Origin of the sequence: Terrisporobacter muris, from assembly GCF_024621905.1 — a bacterium.
Classification (GTDB): Bacteria; Bacillota; Clostridia; order Peptostreptococcales; family Peptostreptococcaceae; genus Terrisporobacter; species Terrisporobacter muris.
Window position 1 is genome coordinate 1 of the sequence record NZ_JANKBY010000047.1, and the last position, 17,205, is coordinate 17,205.

General features: G+C 29.8%; 18 protein-coding genes. 3 read left to right on the plus strand and 15 right to left on the minus strand.

Going from position 1 to position 17,205, the window contains the following annotated elements; all coding sequences use genetic code 11:
- Nucleotides 1–135 precede the first annotated feature (135 nt).
- Entirely contained in the window at nt 136–1,512 is a 1,377-nt protein-coding gene (locus tag NSA58_RS05850) for a peptide MFS transporter (RefSeq protein WP_039680095.1), read from the plus strand.
- A 132-nt stretch (nt 1,513–1,644) separates the two neighbouring features.
- Here NSA58_RS05850 and NSA58_RS05855 read toward each other — a convergent pair whose 3' ends face one another.
- The 8 genes from NSA58_RS05855 to NSA58_RS05890 all read right to left on the minus strand — a co-directional run bounded on the left by NSA58_RS05855 (nt 1,645) and on the right by NSA58_RS05890 (nt 8,570).
- Nucleotides 1,645–2,613 (minus strand): alpha/beta hydrolase fold domain-containing protein, encoded by a 969-nt coding sequence (locus NSA58_RS05855; RefSeq protein WP_074429774.1) that lies wholly within the window; start codon nt 2,611–2,613, stop codon nt 1,645–1,647.
- Between the two features lie 152 nt (nt 2,614–2,765).
- Nucleotides 2,766–3,872: a M20/M25/M40 family metallo-hydrolase gene (locus NSA58_RS05860; RefSeq protein ID WP_257560246.1), complete on the minus strand. Its 1,107-nt coding sequence runs from the start codon at nt 3,870–3,872 to the stop codon at nt 2,766–2,768.
- Nucleotides 3,873–4,034: 162 nt separating this feature from the next.
- Nucleotides 4,035–4,436 (minus strand): DUF3267 domain-containing protein, encoded by a 402-nt coding sequence (locus NSA58_RS05865; protein WP_074429776.1) that lies wholly within the window; start codon nt 4,434–4,436, stop codon nt 4,035–4,037.
- A 40-nt stretch (nt 4,437–4,476) separates the two neighbouring features.
- The gene (locus tag NSA58_RS05870) at nt 4,477–5,319 is read right to left on the minus strand and encodes a 4-hydroxy-3-methylbut-2-enyl diphosphate reductase (RefSeq protein WP_039680092.1); all 843 of its coding nucleotides are present in this window, start codon (nt 5,317–5,319) and stop codon (nt 4,477–4,479) included.
- 9 nt (nt 5,320–5,328) lie between these two features.
- Entirely contained in the window at nt 5,329–5,919 is a 591-nt protein-coding gene (locus NSA58_RS05875; RefSeq protein ID WP_052233023.1) for a lysophospholipid acyltransferase family protein, read from the minus strand.
- Nucleotides 5,920–5,932: 13 nt separating this feature from the next.
- Entirely contained in the window at nt 5,933–6,580 is a 648-nt protein-coding gene (gene cmk / locus NSA58_RS05880) for a (d)CMP kinase (protein WP_039680091.1), read from the minus strand.
- A 118-nt stretch (nt 6,581–6,698) separates the two neighbouring features.
- Nucleotides 6,699–7,919, minus strand: coding sequence for a BaiN/RdsA family NAD(P)/FAD-dependent oxidoreductase (locus NSA58_RS05885; RefSeq protein WP_039680090.1), 1,221 nt, complete (start codon nt 7,917–7,919; stop codon nt 6,699–6,701).
- Nucleotides 7,920–7,928: 9 nt separating this feature from the next.
- Nucleotides 7,929–8,570 carry a histidine phosphatase family protein gene (locus tag NSA58_RS05890; RefSeq protein WP_039680089.1) on the minus strand — a complete coding sequence of 214 codons (642 nt, stop codon included), beginning with the start codon at nt 8,568–8,570 and terminating at the stop codon, nt 7,929–7,931.
- Nucleotides 8,571–9,014: 444 nt separating this feature from the next.
- Between NSA58_RS05890 and NSA58_RS20675 the strand changes: the two genes are divergently transcribed.
- Nucleotides 9,015–9,371, plus strand: coding sequence for a 3'-5' exonuclease (locus tag NSA58_RS20675; protein ID WP_334319803.1), 357 nt, complete (start codon nt 9,015–9,017; stop codon nt 9,369–9,371).
- A gap of 37 nt (nt 9,372–9,408) precedes the next feature.
- Complete coding sequence (locus NSA58_RS20680; RefSeq protein ID WP_334309343.1) at nt 9,409–9,639, plus strand: ATP-binding domain-containing protein; 231 nt, start codon at nt 9,409–9,411, stop codon at nt 9,637–9,639.
- Nucleotides 9,640–9,729: 90 nt separating this feature from the next.
- On the opposite strand, the gene clpB is transcribed toward NSA58_RS20680, so the two are convergent.
- From clpB to NSA58_RS05930, 7 genes are all read right to left on the minus strand, one after another.
- Complete coding sequence (gene clpB / locus NSA58_RS05900; protein ID WP_257560247.1) at nt 9,730–12,324, minus strand: ATP-dependent chaperone ClpB; 2,595 nt, start codon at nt 12,322–12,324, stop codon at nt 9,730–9,732.
- A gap of 102 nt (nt 12,325–12,426) precedes the next feature.
- Nucleotides 12,427–12,609: a hypothetical protein gene (locus tag NSA58_RS05905; RefSeq protein ID WP_039680085.1), complete on the minus strand. Its 183-nt coding sequence runs from the start codon at nt 12,607–12,609 to the stop codon at nt 12,427–12,429.
- A 104-nt stretch (nt 12,610–12,713) separates the two neighbouring features.
- The gene (locus NSA58_RS05910) at nt 12,714–12,908 is read right to left on the minus strand and encodes a hypothetical protein (RefSeq protein WP_039680084.1); all 195 of its coding nucleotides are present in this window, start codon (nt 12,906–12,908) and stop codon (nt 12,714–12,716) included.
- A gap of 190 nt (nt 12,909–13,098) precedes the next feature.
- The gene (locus tag NSA58_RS05915; RefSeq protein ID WP_257560248.1) at nt 13,099–14,019 is read right to left on the minus strand and encodes a SufB/SufD family protein; all 921 of its coding nucleotides are present in this window, start codon (nt 14,017–14,019) and stop codon (nt 13,099–13,101) included.
- Nucleotides 14,000–14,758, minus strand: a complete 759-nt coding sequence (locus NSA58_RS05920) for an ABC transporter ATP-binding protein (RefSeq protein WP_039680082.1) — start codon at nt 14,756–14,758, stop codon at nt 14,000–14,002. Before NSA58_RS05920 ends, NSA58_RS05915 begins: the two co-directional genes overlap by 20 nt.
- An 88-nt stretch (nt 14,759–14,846) precedes the next feature.
- On the minus strand, nt 14,847–15,869 hold the full coding sequence (locus NSA58_RS05925) for a threonine aldolase family protein (RefSeq protein WP_074429777.1): 1,023 nt from the start codon (nt 15,867–15,869) through the stop codon (nt 14,847–14,849).
- A gap of 187 nt (nt 15,870–16,056) precedes the next feature.
- Nucleotides 16,057–17,106 carry a BMP family lipoprotein gene (locus NSA58_RS05930; RefSeq protein ID WP_074429778.1) on the minus strand — a complete coding sequence of 350 codons (1,050 nt, stop codon included), beginning with the start codon at nt 17,104–17,106 and terminating at the stop codon, nt 16,057–16,059.
- Nucleotides 17,107–17,205: the final 99 nt, after the last annotated feature.

A 17,205-nucleotide genomic window follows, 5' to 3' on the forward strand; every position in this document is an offset into this window, starting at 1 on the left:
TATAAAAAAGAAATACCCTCTATTTGACAAGCCGTATAAATCATAGTGCTTACTATTTATTGGAAAATAGTTAATTATCTTGTATAATATAATCATATTTAACAATTATTATATAAATATAGAAAAGAGGAAGATATGGAATTATCAAGGAAATCAAAGAGTAAATATCCCATAGGTTTTTATGTATGTACTTCAGCATATGCCTTAGAACGTATGGCGTTTTATTCAGCAAAATGGGTGATTGGAATATTTATTGCTGCTGAAGTAATGAGAGGAGGACTAGGACTTACTCCTGCTGATGGTGCAAAGATGACTGCAAATCTAGTTGCATTTACTTATCTAACGCCTATTTTAGGTGGATTTATTGCAGATAGATGGCTAAGCCCTAGATTATGTGTTATTTTAGGAGCTTTAATTATGGCAGCAGGATATGTGTTTGGATATCAAGCTTCTGTAACATCATCGCCACAGTTTTTATGGGCAATGATTATCCTAGTATCTATTGGTACTGGGTTGTACAAAGGAAATATAGCTGGAATAAGTGGTAGATTATTTAATGATAAGGATCAGCTTGACTCTGCTTTTAGTATTCAATACTCTATAGCTAATATTGGTTCTTTCCTTGGAACACTTACAGTTTCTTTTATAGCTTATAAGATAGGTTTTGGTGAAACATTTTTAGTATGTGCTGGATTTTTAGTAGTTTCTACTATTTGGTTTTATTTAGGAGGTAGAGCTACATTTGGAGATATAGGAAAAAAACCTTTTGAAGCCAATGAAAGTAAAGCTTATACTAAAAAAGTTTCAAAAGATTATAGAACACCTCTTACAGTGGATGATAAGAAAAAAATTGGAGCTATAATTCTTTTTAGTATATTTTCCATTGTTTTTTGGATCGTTTGGTATTTAACTTATATGCCAGTTTTATATCATTGGGGACCTGACTTTGACTATGCTAACAAAGCAAATTGGATGATTGGAAACTTTAGAGTTCCTTCTGCTTGGTTTGACTCTTTAAACTCACTTTGTTGTATTATACTAGGACCAGTACTTGCGGCTTTATGGGCTAAAAACGCTAAATCACCAAAAGGTGATATGAGTATATTTAAAAAGACTTCTATTGGTATGATGTTACTTGGACTTGCATTTATACTTATGTGTATGGCTGAGATAGTAAGAGGCGATGGACAAGCAAACTTGATGTGGATAGTAGTAGTTGGGATATTGATATCTGTTGGCGAAATGGTATTTGCTCCACTTGGTAAATCATTTATAAGTAAGTTCTCACCTGCTAGATTACTTGGCCTTATGATGGGTGTTTGGCCAATGGCAAGATTTATAGCTGGTAAGACTTATGGATATTTATTTGAAATGCTATCAGGATATTCATTTGCACCAGCCTATGGTGTTGTTGCTGTAGTCGTACTTTTATGTGGTGTAATTATATGGCAACTAGATAAAAAAATCAATTTACTGGAGGAAAGTATTCCTTTAACTGAAGATACAGTATAAAATAATACTACTTAAAAAGAGGATCATATCCCAAAATGATATGATCCTCTTTTTATGTAAATCAAATTCAACTATTACAAACTTCATCATTATATTTACCAACATCACTATAATGTGATTCTTATATAAAATTTAATTATCTTGTTTTGCAAAATAATTTTCAGTGGCATATTTAAAAACTCTAAGCATTTCTTTTATTGCGGACTTTCCTTTCTCTGATTTAGGGCAAATTGTATCAAATCCATGATAACAACCACTGTAAACAGAAAAATGTGTTTTTACTCCAGCTTCACGAAGGTTTTTCATGTATGTTACAGTTTCATCATGAAAAGGTTCTATCTCTCCTACAAAAGAAAATGTAGGTGGAAGATTTGAATAGTCAATTTCTCTAGCAGGAGCTGCATACTTTGGCACATTGTCACTTTCAAATAAATCATCTAAGTATAATTTCCATCCCAATTCATTATTTATAGAATCCCATACAGGCGCATTATTATCTATAGCTGAGTATGTGTTCATCCTATCATCTATCATTGGGTATAATGGCATTTGGAATGCTATATTTACTTCTTTGGTGTCTCTGGCATAAAGACTTATGGCAGCAGTAAGGCCTCCTCCACAACTTCCACCTCCCACAAATAGTTGATCATCTCTAATTCCTAATGTATGTGCTTTTTCTTTCATCCAGCAAAGAATATCATAGCAGTCCATAAAAGCAGCTGGGTATGGCTTAACTAGGGAGCTAGCATAATCAGGAGCAACTATTACGCAATTTGCAACAGAAGTAAAGTTTTCAAAATAATACATATCTTGCTCTGGAACACGCATGGCATATCCGCCGCCATGTATCCATAAAAGTCCCGTTGCATTTGGTTTAAAATCAATTGGCTTATATATGCATAGCCTAATTACACCTCCATCTTTCTTAGTAACATATTGTTCTTCGCAAATCATTTTTTTACTGTCCTTACCTTTATACAGTTTTTCTAATATTTTATTATTAATTTGAAAATTTTTAGGGCTATTATATCGAACCAATCTACTCATGATTTTACCTTTGAAACGAAGTTGTTTGTCTATCATATCAGGTGTAACTCTCATTATGAAATCCTCCTTAATACAAAGTAAAAACTTCTATAAATACATTTATTATTTGCTTAGATTTAAAATAGTACTCATTTTTATACAAAAAAAGTAGTTCAAAAGAACTACTTTTTATAATTTAAAACAATATTTGCTATTTTTAAAATTTCTTATATAGACATCATATGATATACTGCTGTTGATGCATTATACATATCATCTATATTTGCATATTCATTTACAGTATGAACCTCATACATTCCTAAACTAAGTACTGCACATCTATATCCAAAGCCTGCTATAATATTAGCATCACTTCCCCCACCAGTTATTTGAGGAATTGGTTCAACTCCAGCTTTTCTTAAAGCTTCTTCACTTAATTTAAATACAAATCCTTCTTTGTCTAATTCAAAACGTGGATAAGCATTTTCATGTTTAAATTCATAAGTTGCCCCCATTTTATTAGCTGCATCTTCACAACATTTTTTCATATGTGCTACTTCTGCTTCTAATTTTTCAGTTGAGTGAGATCTTACTTCTGCAGTGAAAGTGACTTTATCAGTAACTACATTTGTAGCTCCTCCACCTTCTATTCTTCCTATATTTGTAGTTGTCACTTCATCTAATCTTCCTATACGCATATTGCTTATAGCATGAGATGCTGCAACTATTGCGTTTATTCCTTTTTCTGGCTCAACACCTGCATGAGCTTTTTTACCATGGAAAGTAACTTCTATAGTTTCTTGAGTAGGTCCTTTATAAGTAATTGATCCAGTTGCTCCACCAGCATCGAATATTATTACATCTTTACATGGTAGAATATCAGTATCTAAATTTTTAGCACCTTTTAAACCGATTTCCTCTGCCACAGTAAATAATAAATATATATCTCTGTGAGGAGCTTTATTTTCTAACACACATTCTAAAGCTTCTAATATAACGGCTATACCGCCCTTATCATCTGCTCCCAGTGTTGTAGTTCCATCTGTTTTTATTATGTTTCCCTCTATTATTGGTTTTACTCCATTGCATGGCATAACTTGGTCCATATGAGCTGCAAAACATATTGGATTTTCTGAAGACTCACCTTTTATGTAAGCTACTATGTTACCACAGTTTCCTCCTATTTTATCTCCAGCATTGTCCATTTTAACTTCAATATTTCTTTCTTTTAAGTAATTTATTAACCAAGTAGCCATTTCTAATTCATTACCTGATGGGCTATCTACTTTAACCATGTTGATAAAATTATCTATTAATCTTTGTCTATTTACCATGATGTTCTCCTTTATATATTTTGTTATAATCTGAATATATAGTTTTTCTATTTTTATGTCAATATAAAGATTAAATAAAGTATATATTAGTCTATGAACTTTATGAAAATCTTCACCTAAAATTTTATTACTAGCAAATAATTTGAATTAGTTTTCAATATACTAGTATGAGTTAAAACCTGATAATACTTGCATACTGTTTTTTGGCATTTGCCTCATAGCATTCCAGACATTTAGGTAATCTCCTACTCCAAAAGTGATACATATAATAGAAAATGGTAATAAGATATTAGAAACAACAGCATTATATGACATAAATGCCCAAATTAATAATGGTATCCATCTAAAAACTATATTAGGTAAAAGACTCAAAAAAATAAATCTTCTCTTTGAAATAGGTTTGGTAGATATAACAAATGCCATCATATTTTTTAATGAAACATACAACTCTACCTCTGCATCTTTTCCAAAACAAATCCCATGAAGTATTTCATGTGGAAGAATAGTAGCAAAAGATAACAATAATGATAATATTAAATTTATAGAAAAGCTATAGATAAACAAAAATCCACTGACTAATATATCAGTGGATTTTATAAAATTATTATAATTCTTTTAAAAATTCAATTACTTCATCTATTATCCAGTCAGGTGTAGAAGCTCCTGCAGTAACACCTGCAACTTTATATCCTTCTAACTTGCTTCTATCTAACTCCTCTCTAGTTTCAATAGAAAAAGTAGGAACTATCTCTTTACATATATTCACAAGTTTTTGAGTGTTAGAACTGTGTTTTCCTCCAATAACTATCATACAATCAACTTCCTTTGCTAAATCAGTTGCAGACAATTGTCGTTCCTTTGTTGCACAACAAATTGTATTTTTTACAGTTAAATCTTCAATTTTACTTTCTAACTTAGCAACTATTCTATCAAAAAATTCTAAGTTAGCAGTTGTTTGGCTAACAACACAGTATTTGTCATGACAGTTAAGTGAAATATTATCAACTTCTTCTTCACTATTAATTACAATAGCTTCGTTATCACACCATCCATTAATGCCTATTATTTCTGGATGTGCAGCATTTCCTACTATTATAATTTTATATCCGTTATTAGAAAACTCTTTAACTATATCATGAATTTTTTTTACAAATGGGCATGTAGTATCTACTATATCCATATTTTTTGATTTAGACTCAGTATATATTTTTTTTGCAACACCATGAGATCGGATTATAAGTTTACTATCATTAGGAATTTTCTCCAATGAATCCATCTCCATTAGTCCTTTTTCCTTATATCTATCTACAGCTTGTTTATTATGAATAAGAGGTCCTAAAGAATATACACTGTTATCTCCTTTATTTTCTAGTTCATCCCAAGCCATATTCATAGCTCTTTTAACACCAAAACAAAATCCTGCATTTTCTGCAATTCTTACTTCCATTTTAGCCTCCTAGTTTTTAAAGTAATTGTCTTTAATTACTTCTAGTACATCTCCAGATAATCTTTCATATTCTTGTGCACTAAGTTTTTGTTTATAATATTCTTCAAATGAAATTGGTTTATCAATGTAGACTATAACTTTGTTGAATAATTTATAATTTGATATTATTGATATAGGTACTACTCTAGCCTTACCTTTAACTGCAAATAATGCTAAACCTGCTTTAGCTTCTCCAAATTCATTTCCTTTAACTCTGGTTCCTTCTGGGAAAATACCAACAGCATAGCCTTCTTTTAATTTTTTTAAAATAGTCTTTATTGTAGATATTCCTGGATTATCTCTATCTATTGGTATAACACATAATTTATTTAAGATTGTCGCCAATATTTTATTATCAAATAATTCCTTTTTACCTATTGTAGCAACTTTTCTATTCTTTACAGCGGCTGCAACAAAAATAGGGTCTAAATTAGATTTATGATTTGCTGCTAATATTATATTACCTTCATTAGGTATATTCTCTTCCCCTATTACTTCATATTTGTAAAATACTTTACTGTATAAAGTAAATATTTTTAAAACAACATTGTAAAAACTCAAATATATCTCTCCCTTATTTAATTTTTTCTAAAACTGATGCAACCACTTCATCGATACTCTTCCCTGTAGTGTCTATTTCTATTGCATCACAAGCTTTAACAAGAGGAGCAAATTCTCTAGAAGAATCTATTTCATCTCTTTTAATTATATCATCTATTACGTCTTGAAGCTTAACTTCAACACCTTTTTCTATTAATTCTTTGTATCTTCTGCTTCCTCTCTCCTGTGGAGTAGCTATAAGGAAGAATTTATAATCTGCATTTGGAAAAACATAAGAACCTATATCTCTACCATCTAGTATTACTGAGTTTCTTGTTCCTATTTCTCTTTGTACGTCTACCATTAAGTATCTAACTTCTTTTATTTTAGCCACATTAGAAACATTATTAGTTACTTCTATAGTTCTTATTTCTTCATTTACTATTTGATTATCTAAGTATATGTTGTTATCTTTGAAATCTATGTCTGTTTTCTTTGCTAATTCTATTACTTCAGCTTCATTTTCAATGTTTACACCATGTTGTAAGCATTTTAATGTCACTGCACGATACATAGCTCCTGTATCTATGTAGTTTATATTTAACTCTCTTGCTATTATTTTAGCTATTGTACTTTTTCCAGCACCTGCTGGTCCGTCTATTGCTATTACTAAATTGTTCATTTCATTTCTCCTATTTCAATTATTTAAGCAACGGAGTTGCCTGAAGCGTGAGCAAAGGCATCTCGTTGGCGATATGAAGTGTTTCGTCCATACATCGCTCAGGCGTAGCTAATTTTTCTTATTCTATGCTTATGCCTGCTAAGTATCCTGTTGAAAATGCTATTTGAAGGTTGTACCCTCCTGTTTCTGCATCCACATCCACTACTTCTCCTGTAAAATATAAATCTTTAATTACTTTGGATTCCATAGTTGAAGAATTAATTTCTTTAACAGATACACCACCACTTGTTACCATAGAAACTTGAATTCCTAAAGTTGAATTAGTAGTTAATTTAATATTTTTAATATAATCAATTATCTTATTTTCATTTTCTTTAGTTAATTCATTAGGCTTTGTTTCACTAAGACTTAATAAATCTAAAATCTCTTTTAAATAATTCAGTGGTAAAATTGATTTCAAATTATTAGCTATATTTTTATTAGGATTTTCTCTAATAATTTTACTTATTTCTTCTCTGCTTATATCTGGTAAAATATCTAAATTTAATTCAACTTCTTCATTATCTAATATTTTATTAATATAAGATGACATTATAAGTACTACTGGTCCTGTTATACCAAAGTGGGCAAATAGTAAATCTCCTATTTTACTTATTTTTTTCTTTTTGATTTTACATGATAATTCTACCTTCTTAAATGATATACCCTGTAATCTTCTTGTCCAATCTTCTTTTATTTTTAAAGGTGACAAAGCAGGATAAGGTCTAGCTATAGTATGTCCATGTTTTTTTAGAATTTTATGCATACTTCCATCAGATCCAGTTTTTGAGTGGCTATGACCACCAGTTGATATTATAACCTTATCTCCTAAAACTTTAGTTCCGTTTTCTAAAACTACACCTTCTATTTTGTTGTTTTCATTTATGATTAAATCCACAACTTTACTATTATACATTATTTTTATATTATTATTTAATAATAATTCTTTAAATGTGTGAATAAGTTCAGTTGCCTTATCACTCTTTGTATAAACCTTATAATCATTATCTTCTTCTACTTTATATTCCAGATTGCTTTCAGTTAAGAAGTTTAATAAGTCTTCATTTGTAAAAGAATAAAAAGCACTGTATAAAAATTTCTTATTAGTTACAACTTTATCAAAAAATTCATCTATATATCTATTGTTTGTAACGTTACATCTTCCGCCACCGGTAAGCTTAAGTTTCTTTCCAAGCTCCTCGTTTCGCTCTACTAAAGTAACTTCATGACCATTTTTAGAAGCTGTTAGTGCTGCCATCATTCCTGATGGACCGCCACCTATTACTATTACTTTTGACATTATTTTCTCCTATTCTAATGCACTATTTTCTAGTTTATGATTACTTTTAATATGGCTAGTATCATTCATTTTTATAACAACCGGTCCATAATCTCTAAACTCAATCACGTTTAGTGCAGTATTTCCTTGGTTTATTCTGTAGATGTTTTCCATACCTGAATTTAAAACAGAAAGAAGTATAACTCTTGCTGTTACAGAGTGAGTTACAAGTACAATGTGTTTTCCATCATGTTTTTCATTTAATTCCTGTAAAAACTTATCTGTTCTCTCTTTTATAATCTGAAGTGTTTCTCCTCCAGGTATTTCTGCTAAATGAGGCTTATTTCTCCAAGTATGATATATATCTTTATAATCTTCTTGAATTTCTTTTATTAAAAGACCTTCCCACGCTCCAAAGCCCATTTCTCTAAGAGCTGAAGTTTTTATTACATCTAAATCAAATTTATCACTTATGATTTCAGCAGTTTCTACTGCTCTACCAAGATCACTTGAATATATGTAGTCGATAGGATATTTAACCATGCTATCAGCTAGTTCTTTTGCTTGATTAATACCTTTTTCTGTTAAATTTGAATTACCATGACCTTGAGTTTTTCCTTTTATATTCCATTCTGTTTGGCCATGTCTAACTAAATATATAGTATTTGTCATATTGTCCTCCTATAGCTATTTTATTATTATGTATTGCCGCACCTGAGCAAATCAAGCTTTAAGCAACAGATATACTTGTAGAGTTAGCAAAAATATATCGTTGGCACAATGAGCGCAGCGAATTTTTTATTCTCTAAATTTTAATTATATCATAAATAGACAAAAAAGGTTAAAACACTTTTAGTAGTATTTTAACCTTTTTATATACAATTAAATTAGATTTTTTACTTTCCCATTGTAATTATATCATAAATATAGATATTTTTTAGACTATGAATATCTTTAATATTGTATATAATTGATATAGAGTATTAAAATAAGTATAGATGATGAAATGTTGCAAGAACTGTTAAGCAAAAGTGCTGATGATAAAATTCTCTTTAATCACAAATTAAATATGTAATTATAGATGAAGCACAGGACTATACTCCACTACAATATGAAATATTTTATGAACTTTTTAAGTCTGCCAAAATGACTATACTTGGAGATATAAATCAATCAATTAATCCATTTATGAATGTGGGAGACTACAATAATATTTACAATATATCAAAAAATGACACTTGCATAATAAACTTAACAAAAACTTATCGTTCAACAACTGAGATAACTAAATTTGCAAGAAAACTTCTTCCAGAAAATATAAGTGATGAATATGTTGAAAGACATGGTGATGAGCCTAGTCTTATTAATTTTAATCATAAAGATGATATGAATAAAAAACTTGTTGAAGAAATAAAAAATTACCAAGAAAAGAATTATAAATCTATTGGTATTATTACAAAAACAGGCTTGTGAAACTAGATATTTATATAATTTGTTGCAATCAAATAATATGGAAGTATCATCTATCACAAAAGATGATGATTCCTTTACAGATGGTATAGTAGTAATACATTCATATTTAGCTAAAGGTCTTGAATTTGATGTGGTATTTATCTATGATGCTAGTAATAAAAATTGTAACAGTGAGGATGAAAGGTTACTTCTGTACACTTGTTTCACAAGGGCTCTTCATGTTTTAAATATATATTATGTAGGAGAAGTCACTTCTTTATTAAAATAGTAGATAATATGAAAAAGCCCAGCAGTTTAAACTTCCGGACTTTTTCACAAATTAAGGGTAGAAATAACATTTATTCTACCCTTTTTAAATCTATTTAACTTTTATAGATATATTATCATCTTCACCATCAACTATAATAGTACATCCACTATAAATATCACCAGCAATAAGTTTTCTAGCAATCATAGTTTCTAGAGTATTACCAATATATCTCTTAAGTGGTCTTGCACCATATACTGGATCATAGCCTTCTCTAACCATGATTTCCTTAGCAGAATCTGTAATTTCTATATCAATATCTTTTTCTTTAAGTCTATTTGCCAAAGATTTAATAAATATATCAATAATCTTTTTAATTTCTTCTTTATCAAGAGCTTTGAACATTATAATATCGTCTACTCTGTTTAAAAATTCTGGTTTGAATCTTCTCTTCATTTCACCCATTACTAAATCTTTAGTTTCTTCTGTAATATGACCTTCATCTGCAAGTAAGTAGCTACTTCCTATATTAGATGTCATTATTATAATTGTATTTTTAAAGTCAACGGTTTTACCTTTGTTGTCAGTAAGTCTACCGTCATCTAGTATTTGAAGGAACATGTTAAATACATCTTCATGAGCTTTTTCTATTTCATCAAATAATATTACTGAATATGGAGCACGTCTTACAGCTTCTGTTAATTGACCACCTTCTTCATATCCCACATATCCTGGAGGAGGTCCTACAAGTCTAGATACTGAGTGTTTTTCCATATATTCAGACATATCTATTCTTATTATGTTTTCTTCACTATCAAATAAATCTTTTGCAAGAGTTTTGGCAAGTTCAGTTTTACCAACACCAGTAGGTCCAAGGAATATAAATGAACCAATTGGTTTATTTTCGTCTTTTAGTCCTGCTCTAGCACGAATTACTGCATTGGCTACGGCAGTTACAGCTTCATCTTGACCAATTACTCTTTCATGAAGCTCATCTTCTAGTTTAAGAAGCTTTTCTCTTTCTCCTTCAACTAGTTTTGTAATAGGTATGCCTGTCCACTTAGATACTATTTCAGAAATTTCATTTTCTGTTACTTCTTCTTTAAGTAGAGCATTATCATATCCTGATTTCATTTTTTCTTCTACTTCTGCTATTTGTTGTTCTAACTGTGGTATAATACCGTATTTTATTTCAGCAACTTTGTTAAAGTCGTATTCCCTTTCGTATTTTTCCACATCACCTTTAGCTTCATCTAATTTTGATTTTAAATTTTTAATTTCTGTTATAGAGCCTTTTTCCTTTTCATACTTAGCTGTCATTTCATCATCTTTTGATTTAAGTTCAGCAATTTCTCTTTGAAGCTCTTCAAGTCTTAGCTTACTTTTTTCATCATTTTCTTTTAATAAAGCTTCTCTTTCAGTTTCCAAAGTAAATAATCTTCTTCTTACCATATCTAATTCCGTAGGAAGAGAATCTATTTCACTTCTTATCATGGCGCCAGCTTCGTCTATTAAATCTATGGCTTTATCTGGTAAAAATCTATCTTGTATATATCTGTTAGAAAGTTTTGCAGCAGCAACTATGGCGCTGTCATGTATTCTTATACCATGGTGAATTTCAAATCTTTCTTTTAAACCTCTAAGAATTGAGATAGTATCTTCAACCGTAGGTTCATCAGCTATTACTGGTTGGAAACGTCTCTCTAGTGCCTTGTCTTTTTCGATATATTTTCTATATTCATCAAAAGTAGTTGCACCTATACAGTTAAGTTCTCCACGAGCAAGCATAGGTTTAATTAAGTTACCTGCATCCATAGACCCTTCTGTTTTACCAGCACCAACTATTGTGTGTATTTCATCTATAAATAAAATTATTTTTCCTTCTGCACTTTGTACTTCTTTGAGTACTGCTTTTAGTCTTTCTTCAAACTCACCTCTGTACTTAGCACCAGCAATTAGTGCACCCATATCTAGTGAGAATATAATCTTGTCTTTTAACCCTTCTGGAACATCTCCTCTGACTATTCTTTCTGCTAAACCTTCTACTATGGCAGTTTTACCTACCCCTGGCTCACCTATAAGTACTGGGTTATTCTTAGTACGACGTGATAATATTCTTATGACTCTTCTTATTTCTTCATCTCTACCTATAACTGGGTCCAGTTTATGTTTTTTTGCCAATTCCACTAGGTTTGTACCAAATTTAGCTAGTGCATCATAAGTTCCTTCAGGATCTTGACTTTCTACTCTTTGGCTACCTCTTACTCCAGATAAAACTTGTAAAAAATCATTTTTATTTATATTGTACATATCTAATAATCTTTTTACATTAGAGATAGAAGTCATTTCCATTATGGCAAGCATAACATGTTCCACACTTATGTAAGAGTCCTTAAAGTCTTTTGAAATATCTTCGGCTTTTATTAAAACCTCTTCAATATTTCTAGATGCAGTTACACCTTGAGAATTAATTCCTTCTCCATAAATTTGAGGAAGCTTATCTAATTCTTCGTTAATACTACTTTTAAGGGCAGTAACAGATATATTCATTTTTTCTAGAATATTAGGAATTAAGCCGTCTTCTTGATTTACCAAAGCTGAGAATAAGTGAATAACATCAACCATTTGGTTATGATGCTTAACAGCTTCGTTGTAAGCTTCGTTTAAACTTTTTTGTACTCTAACAGTCATTTTTTCAATATCCATAATAAAACCTCCCAAAATGTTGAATATATAATGTTTGATACTACATATTATTTACTAAATATATCATACTATGCTTTTACATGATTTTCTAGTAAATTACATTTATGCATATCTACTTATTTGAGACAATAATTTATCATTTCCTATTTCTTTTTTTAGTGATACATTTTCTTTTTTTATAGCTTTGTATTCTGTAATTAAATCTAGAAATTCTTTTTTTAGTTCCTCATCTTCAATTTTGTTTAATTTTTCTACTATGATCTCAAGGTTATTTAATTGTGACATATTATATCCCCTTCCCTTCAACTTGCTCTTTATTTAATTATAGTACAAAATTAATAAAACAGCTCAAAAAGAAAGAAGCTTTAGCTCCTTTCTTTAAATTGTAATTATTTATCTTGTTGCTTTTTGTGAGAACTAATAGGTCTGGCTGTATTTTGAGCCACAGAACCTGTTTTAGAAGGTCTAAGTCTAGGTTCTAAATTTAGTTCTTCTCCCAGTTCTAATTTGAAGTGTGGATTTTTCTTCTCATTTCTATTGTATCTAGTTTTGTCATCTTCTCTTTTATGTTTATCTGTAGTCATTTTGTCCTCCTTGTAATCCATCATATATTAATAATTTATCCCAAATTATAATTAGTATTCTTTATTTAATAAGGCAAGTTTATTTAATTATGATTTGTGAAGTGTTATTTTTTTAATGTGCAAACGTTTGTTCTTTTTGTGAAAAAGTACATTAAAAAAGAGAAGTAAATTAATTACTTCTCTTTTTTAACTAACTTAAAAAGGCATTTACTATAACTTCTTCAGCTTCTTCTTCACTTAGGCCGAAGGTCTCAAGTTTTAGTAACTGTTCATTGTTAATTCTACCTATGGCAGCTTCATGAACAATTTGTGCATCTGTATGATTTGCTTGAATTTCTGGAATAGAGCTAACTTTTGCTTTATCCATAATGATAGAGTCACATTGAACATGAGCTTTACAATTGTCGTTTCCAATTGCTATTGGATGAAAAACTTGTACTGATTTATCTTTTGCAACAGAACGAGATATAATTTGTAAGATAGAATCTTCTCCATTAAGATTACATTTCACATTTGAATGGGCAATTTGCTCATCATGAGTCATTAACTTTTCATTTATTATAAGTTTAGCACCTTTTCCTAAAAAAGCTTCAGTTTCTCTTTTAGTAGAGTTAACTCCTTTTATTTGAGTCATATCCATTTCATAATAAGAATCTTCTTCCATATGTACTATAGTTGTCGGATTTAATATTCTTGTACTTTCGCTACTTCCTTCTCCATAATGTTTTTCTCCATATTTAACTTTAGCATTTTTGCCAATATAGAAAGTATGTATACCGTCATGTTCGCTAGTTCCACAACCATCGTTATGAATACCACATCCAGCCACAATTGTTACATCACTATTTTCACCAATATAGAAGTCATTATATACTAAATCATTAACATTATCTTCTGTTATAACTACAGGTATATATACAGTTTCATTTTTAGTGTTAGGTTTAACTGTTATGTCAATTCCTGGCTTGTCCTCCTTAGGAGTTATTATTATATTTTCACTAGATCTTCTTTCAACTCCACATCCGTTACTTCTAAGATTGAATGCTCCATCAACTTCACCAGTTATATCTGCAATAGTTTTTAATAAATTTTTAATCATTAACTCGCTCATGTGTAAGTGCTACCTCCTTCATTTGACATAGACAATTTTTCATATCACCTTGTAATAAAGGTAAAACTTTATCTTTTGTGCCTATATTTTGAATTTTTCCATCAGAAATAATTATTAATTCATCAGCTAAATCTATAATTCTTTCTTGATGAGATATTATGATAACACTTTGGCCACTACTTTTTTTGAAATTTGTAAATGTATCTACTAACATGGAGAAGCTCCATAAATCAATTCCAGCTTCTGGTTCATCGTATATTGATATTTTAGAATTTCTAGCCATTAAAGAAGCTATTTCTATTCTTTTAAGTTCTCCTCCAGATAGAGAGTTATCCACGTCTCTTCTTAAGTATTCTCTAGAACATAGGCCAACTTTTGATAAGTATTCACAACATAGCTCTTCTGATAGATTTTTTCCAGAAGCTAATTGTAATAGTTTTTCAACAGTGACACCTTTGAATCTAGGTGGTTGTTGAAATGCATATCCTATACCCATTTTTGCTCTTTCAGTAATACTCATGTTTGTTATATCAACACCATCAAATAAGATTTGACCACTTGTTGGTTGTTCAATTCCCATTATTATTTTTGCCAATGTGGATTTTCCACCACCATTGGGCCCTGTTATTACTAATATTTTTCCCAAATCAATTGTTAAGCTTATATTATCTAAAATTGTGATTTCTTCAGTGCTGTCTAAAGCTTTAACTTTGAAAGATATATTCTTTAGTTCAAGCATTTTAAACATCCTTTCCAAGATTAATTATTATATTTTTTGAGTAAGATAGTTTCCTAAAATTTTATAGCACCAACACAGTGGCTTAGGATTAAAGACTTTTTAAATCTTCTATAAACTCTAAGACTCTTTCTTTTTCTGTTGCCCATGAAGTAACAAGTCTTATAATTGTATGGTCTTCATCATATTCTTCCCATGTGTTAAATGAATACTTTTCTCTTAATTTTTTTATATGTGAGTTAGGCATTATTGGGAATATTTGATTAGTTGGTGATTTAATTAATAATTTATAATTTTCTTCAATTAAAGCATCTTGTAGTAATGTAGCCATTTCATTAGCATGTTTTGCTAAATCAAAGAATAAATTGTCTTTAAATAATTCCATAAACTGAATTCCAAGAAGTCTTCCTTTTGCAAGTAAGGCACCTTTTTGTTTTATATTATATCTAAAGTCTTTTTTTAGTGATTCATTACAAATTACAAGCGCCTCACCAAATAATGCTCCATTTTTAGTTCCACCTATATAAAATGCATCACAAAGGTTTACTAAATCAGAAAGTTTTAAATCGTTTTCACTACTTGTTATAGCTGAACCCATTCTAGCTCCATCTATAAAGAATAGCAAATCTTTTTCTTTACAATATGTATATAAATCAATCAATTCTTGTTTTTTATATATTGTACCAATTTCTGTAGAATTAGAAATATAAACAAGTCTTGGTTTAACCATATGCTCGTCACTATGTATTTTTAATATTTTTTCTACTTTATCTACAGTTAATTTCCCATCATTACTCATAGCTGTAATAACTTTGTGACCGCATGCTTCTATAGCCCCTGTTTCATGAACAGCAATATGTCCAGTGTCTGCTGCAATGGCAGCTTCATATTGTTTTAAAAAAGAAGATATACATATTAAGTTTACCTGAGTACCGCCAGGTATAAAATGAATATCTATTTTATCATTTTTAAGTACATTTTTTAGTATATCCTTTGCTTTTTCGCTATATTCATCAAGTCCGTAACCAGAACTTTGATTTAGGTTACTTTCTAAAAGTGCTTTTAATATACTCTCATGTGCACCTTCACTATAATCATTTGTAAAACTATACATAACTACCTCCAAAATAATATATTACCTACAATTAATATTATACAAAATTTATTGACGTATCTACATAATTTTTTTTAGATCTGTAGATATTTATTATTTTTAGTAGATATATTCTCCTTATCTCTTTAAATCACTGGATGGGCGATATGAAATCTTAGATAAATATATTAAAAAAGAGTAGATTTCTCTACTCTAAATTTTTAATATATTTGTTATATTCAGTTTCGTCTTTAGGAGCTACAATTTCTCCACTTTCAAGTTTCTTAATTTCTTCATTAACATAATCTAAAACATCTTGTGGTACTAATTTTGATGTTGTATCAGGAATTCCAACTGCTCCTTGTTCTAATCCATATGTTGTTGAAGTCCCACCTTCAAATTTACCTTCTATAAAACTTTTAACTGTTTCGTATACACCTATGTCTACTCTTTTTATTGCAGAAGTTAAAACATTGTCAGGTGCTAAATCACTTTGATCTCTATCTACACCAATTGCATATTTATTAGCTTCTTTTATGGCTTCTATAGCACCAGTTCCCACATCACCACCAGCAGTAAATATAATGTCAGTACCGTTTGAAATCATTTGATTTGCTATTGCTTTTCCTTTTGCTTGATCAGTAAATGAATTGGCATATTGATTTTGTAATTTACACTTAGAATTAGCTGTTTTAACACCTGCCATGTATCCATATTTAAATGTATTTATAACAGATATGTCCATACCACCAATAAATCCTACATCATTAGTTTTTGTCATTTTACCAGCTATTAGTCCAACCAGATAAGCTGATTGTTCAGCCTTAAATAGTACAGTTTCAACATTAGAAGGTATTTTATCATATGTTTCATCTACTATTACAAATTTTTGATCTGGATAATCTTTAGCAGCATTCTCAATTGTTGGAGCTAATTTTGAACCAACGCCTACTATTAAATCAACTTCTTCATCTATTAAAGTTTCCACATTAGTAGAATAGTCTGCATCTTGTTTTGATTCTAAATACTTAACTTTAACACCTAGGTCTTTTTTAGCTTTTTGTAATCCTTCCCATGCACTTTGGTTAAAAGAGTGATCATTTACTCCTGCTACGTCTGTTATCATGGCAATAGAATACTCTCCATTATTATTAGCATTATTAGTAGTATCATTATTTTTTTTATTGCTACAACCAGTAATACTAGTAGTAAGTAAGGATGCTATCATTGTCATTGTGACGAATTTTTTTAGTGTCATAAGATACCTCCGTTGTTTTTGATTATATTAATATAAGGTTTATATAAGTTATCATGATATATAAACTTTTTAAGTTTTTATTACAATTCTAAAATTATT

Excerpts from the sequence above, each read along its gene's own strand:
- NSA58_RS05850 (WP_039680095.1), top strand. The coding sequence starts at position 136 with ATGGAATTATCAAGGAAATCAAAGAGTAAATATCCCATAGGTTTTTAT.
- NSA58_RS05855 (WP_074429774.1), bottom strand. The coding sequence starts at position 2,613 with ATGAGAGTTACACCTGATATGATAGACAAACAACTTCGTTTCAAAGGT.
- NSA58_RS05860 (WP_257560246.1), bottom strand. The coding sequence starts at position 3,872 with ATGGTAAATAGACAAAGATTAATAGATAATTTTATCAACATGGTTAAA.
- NSA58_RS05870 (WP_039680092.1), bottom strand. The coding sequence starts at position 5,319 with ATGGAAGTAAGAATTGCAGAAAATGCAGGATTTTGTTTTGGTGTTAAA.
- cmk (WP_039680091.1), bottom strand. The coding sequence starts at position 6,580 with ATGAACAATTTAGTAATAGCAATAGACGGACCAGCAGGTGCTGGAAAA.
- NSA58_RS05885 (WP_039680090.1), bottom strand. The coding sequence starts at position 7,919 with ATGTCAAAAGTAATAGTAATAGGTGGCGGTCCATCAGGAATGATGGCA.
- NSA58_RS05890 (WP_039680089.1), bottom strand. The coding sequence starts at position 8,570 with ATGACAAATACTATATATTTAGTTAGACATGGCCAAACAGAATGGAAT.
- NSA58_RS20680 (WP_334309343.1), top strand. The coding sequence starts at position 9,409 with ATGGAAGTATCATCTATCACAAAAGATGATGATTCCTTTACAGATGGT.
- clpB (WP_257560247.1), bottom strand. The coding sequence starts at position 12,324 with ATGGATATTGAAAAAATGACTGTTAGAGTACAAAAAAGTTTAAACGAA.
- NSA58_RS05905 (WP_039680085.1), bottom strand. The coding sequence starts at position 12,609 with ATGTCACAATTAAATAACCTTGAGATCATAGTAGAAAAATTAAACAAA.
- NSA58_RS05910 (WP_039680084.1), bottom strand. The coding sequence starts at position 12,908 with ATGACTACAGATAAACATAAAAGAGAAGATGACAAAACTAGATACAAT.
- NSA58_RS05915 (WP_257560248.1), bottom strand. The coding sequence starts at position 14,019 with ATGAGCGAGTTAATGATTAAAAATTTATTAAAAACTATTGCAGATATA.
- NSA58_RS05920 (WP_039680082.1), bottom strand. The coding sequence starts at position 14,758 with ATGCTTGAACTAAAGAATATATCTTTCAAAGTTAAAGCTTTAGACAGC.
- NSA58_RS05925 (WP_074429777.1), bottom strand. The coding sequence starts at position 15,869 with ATGTATAGTTTTACAAATGATTATAGTGAAGGTGCACATGAGAGTATA.
- NSA58_RS05930 (WP_074429778.1), bottom strand. The coding sequence starts at position 17,106 with ATGACACTAAAAAAATTCGTCACAATGACAATGATAGCATCCTTACTT.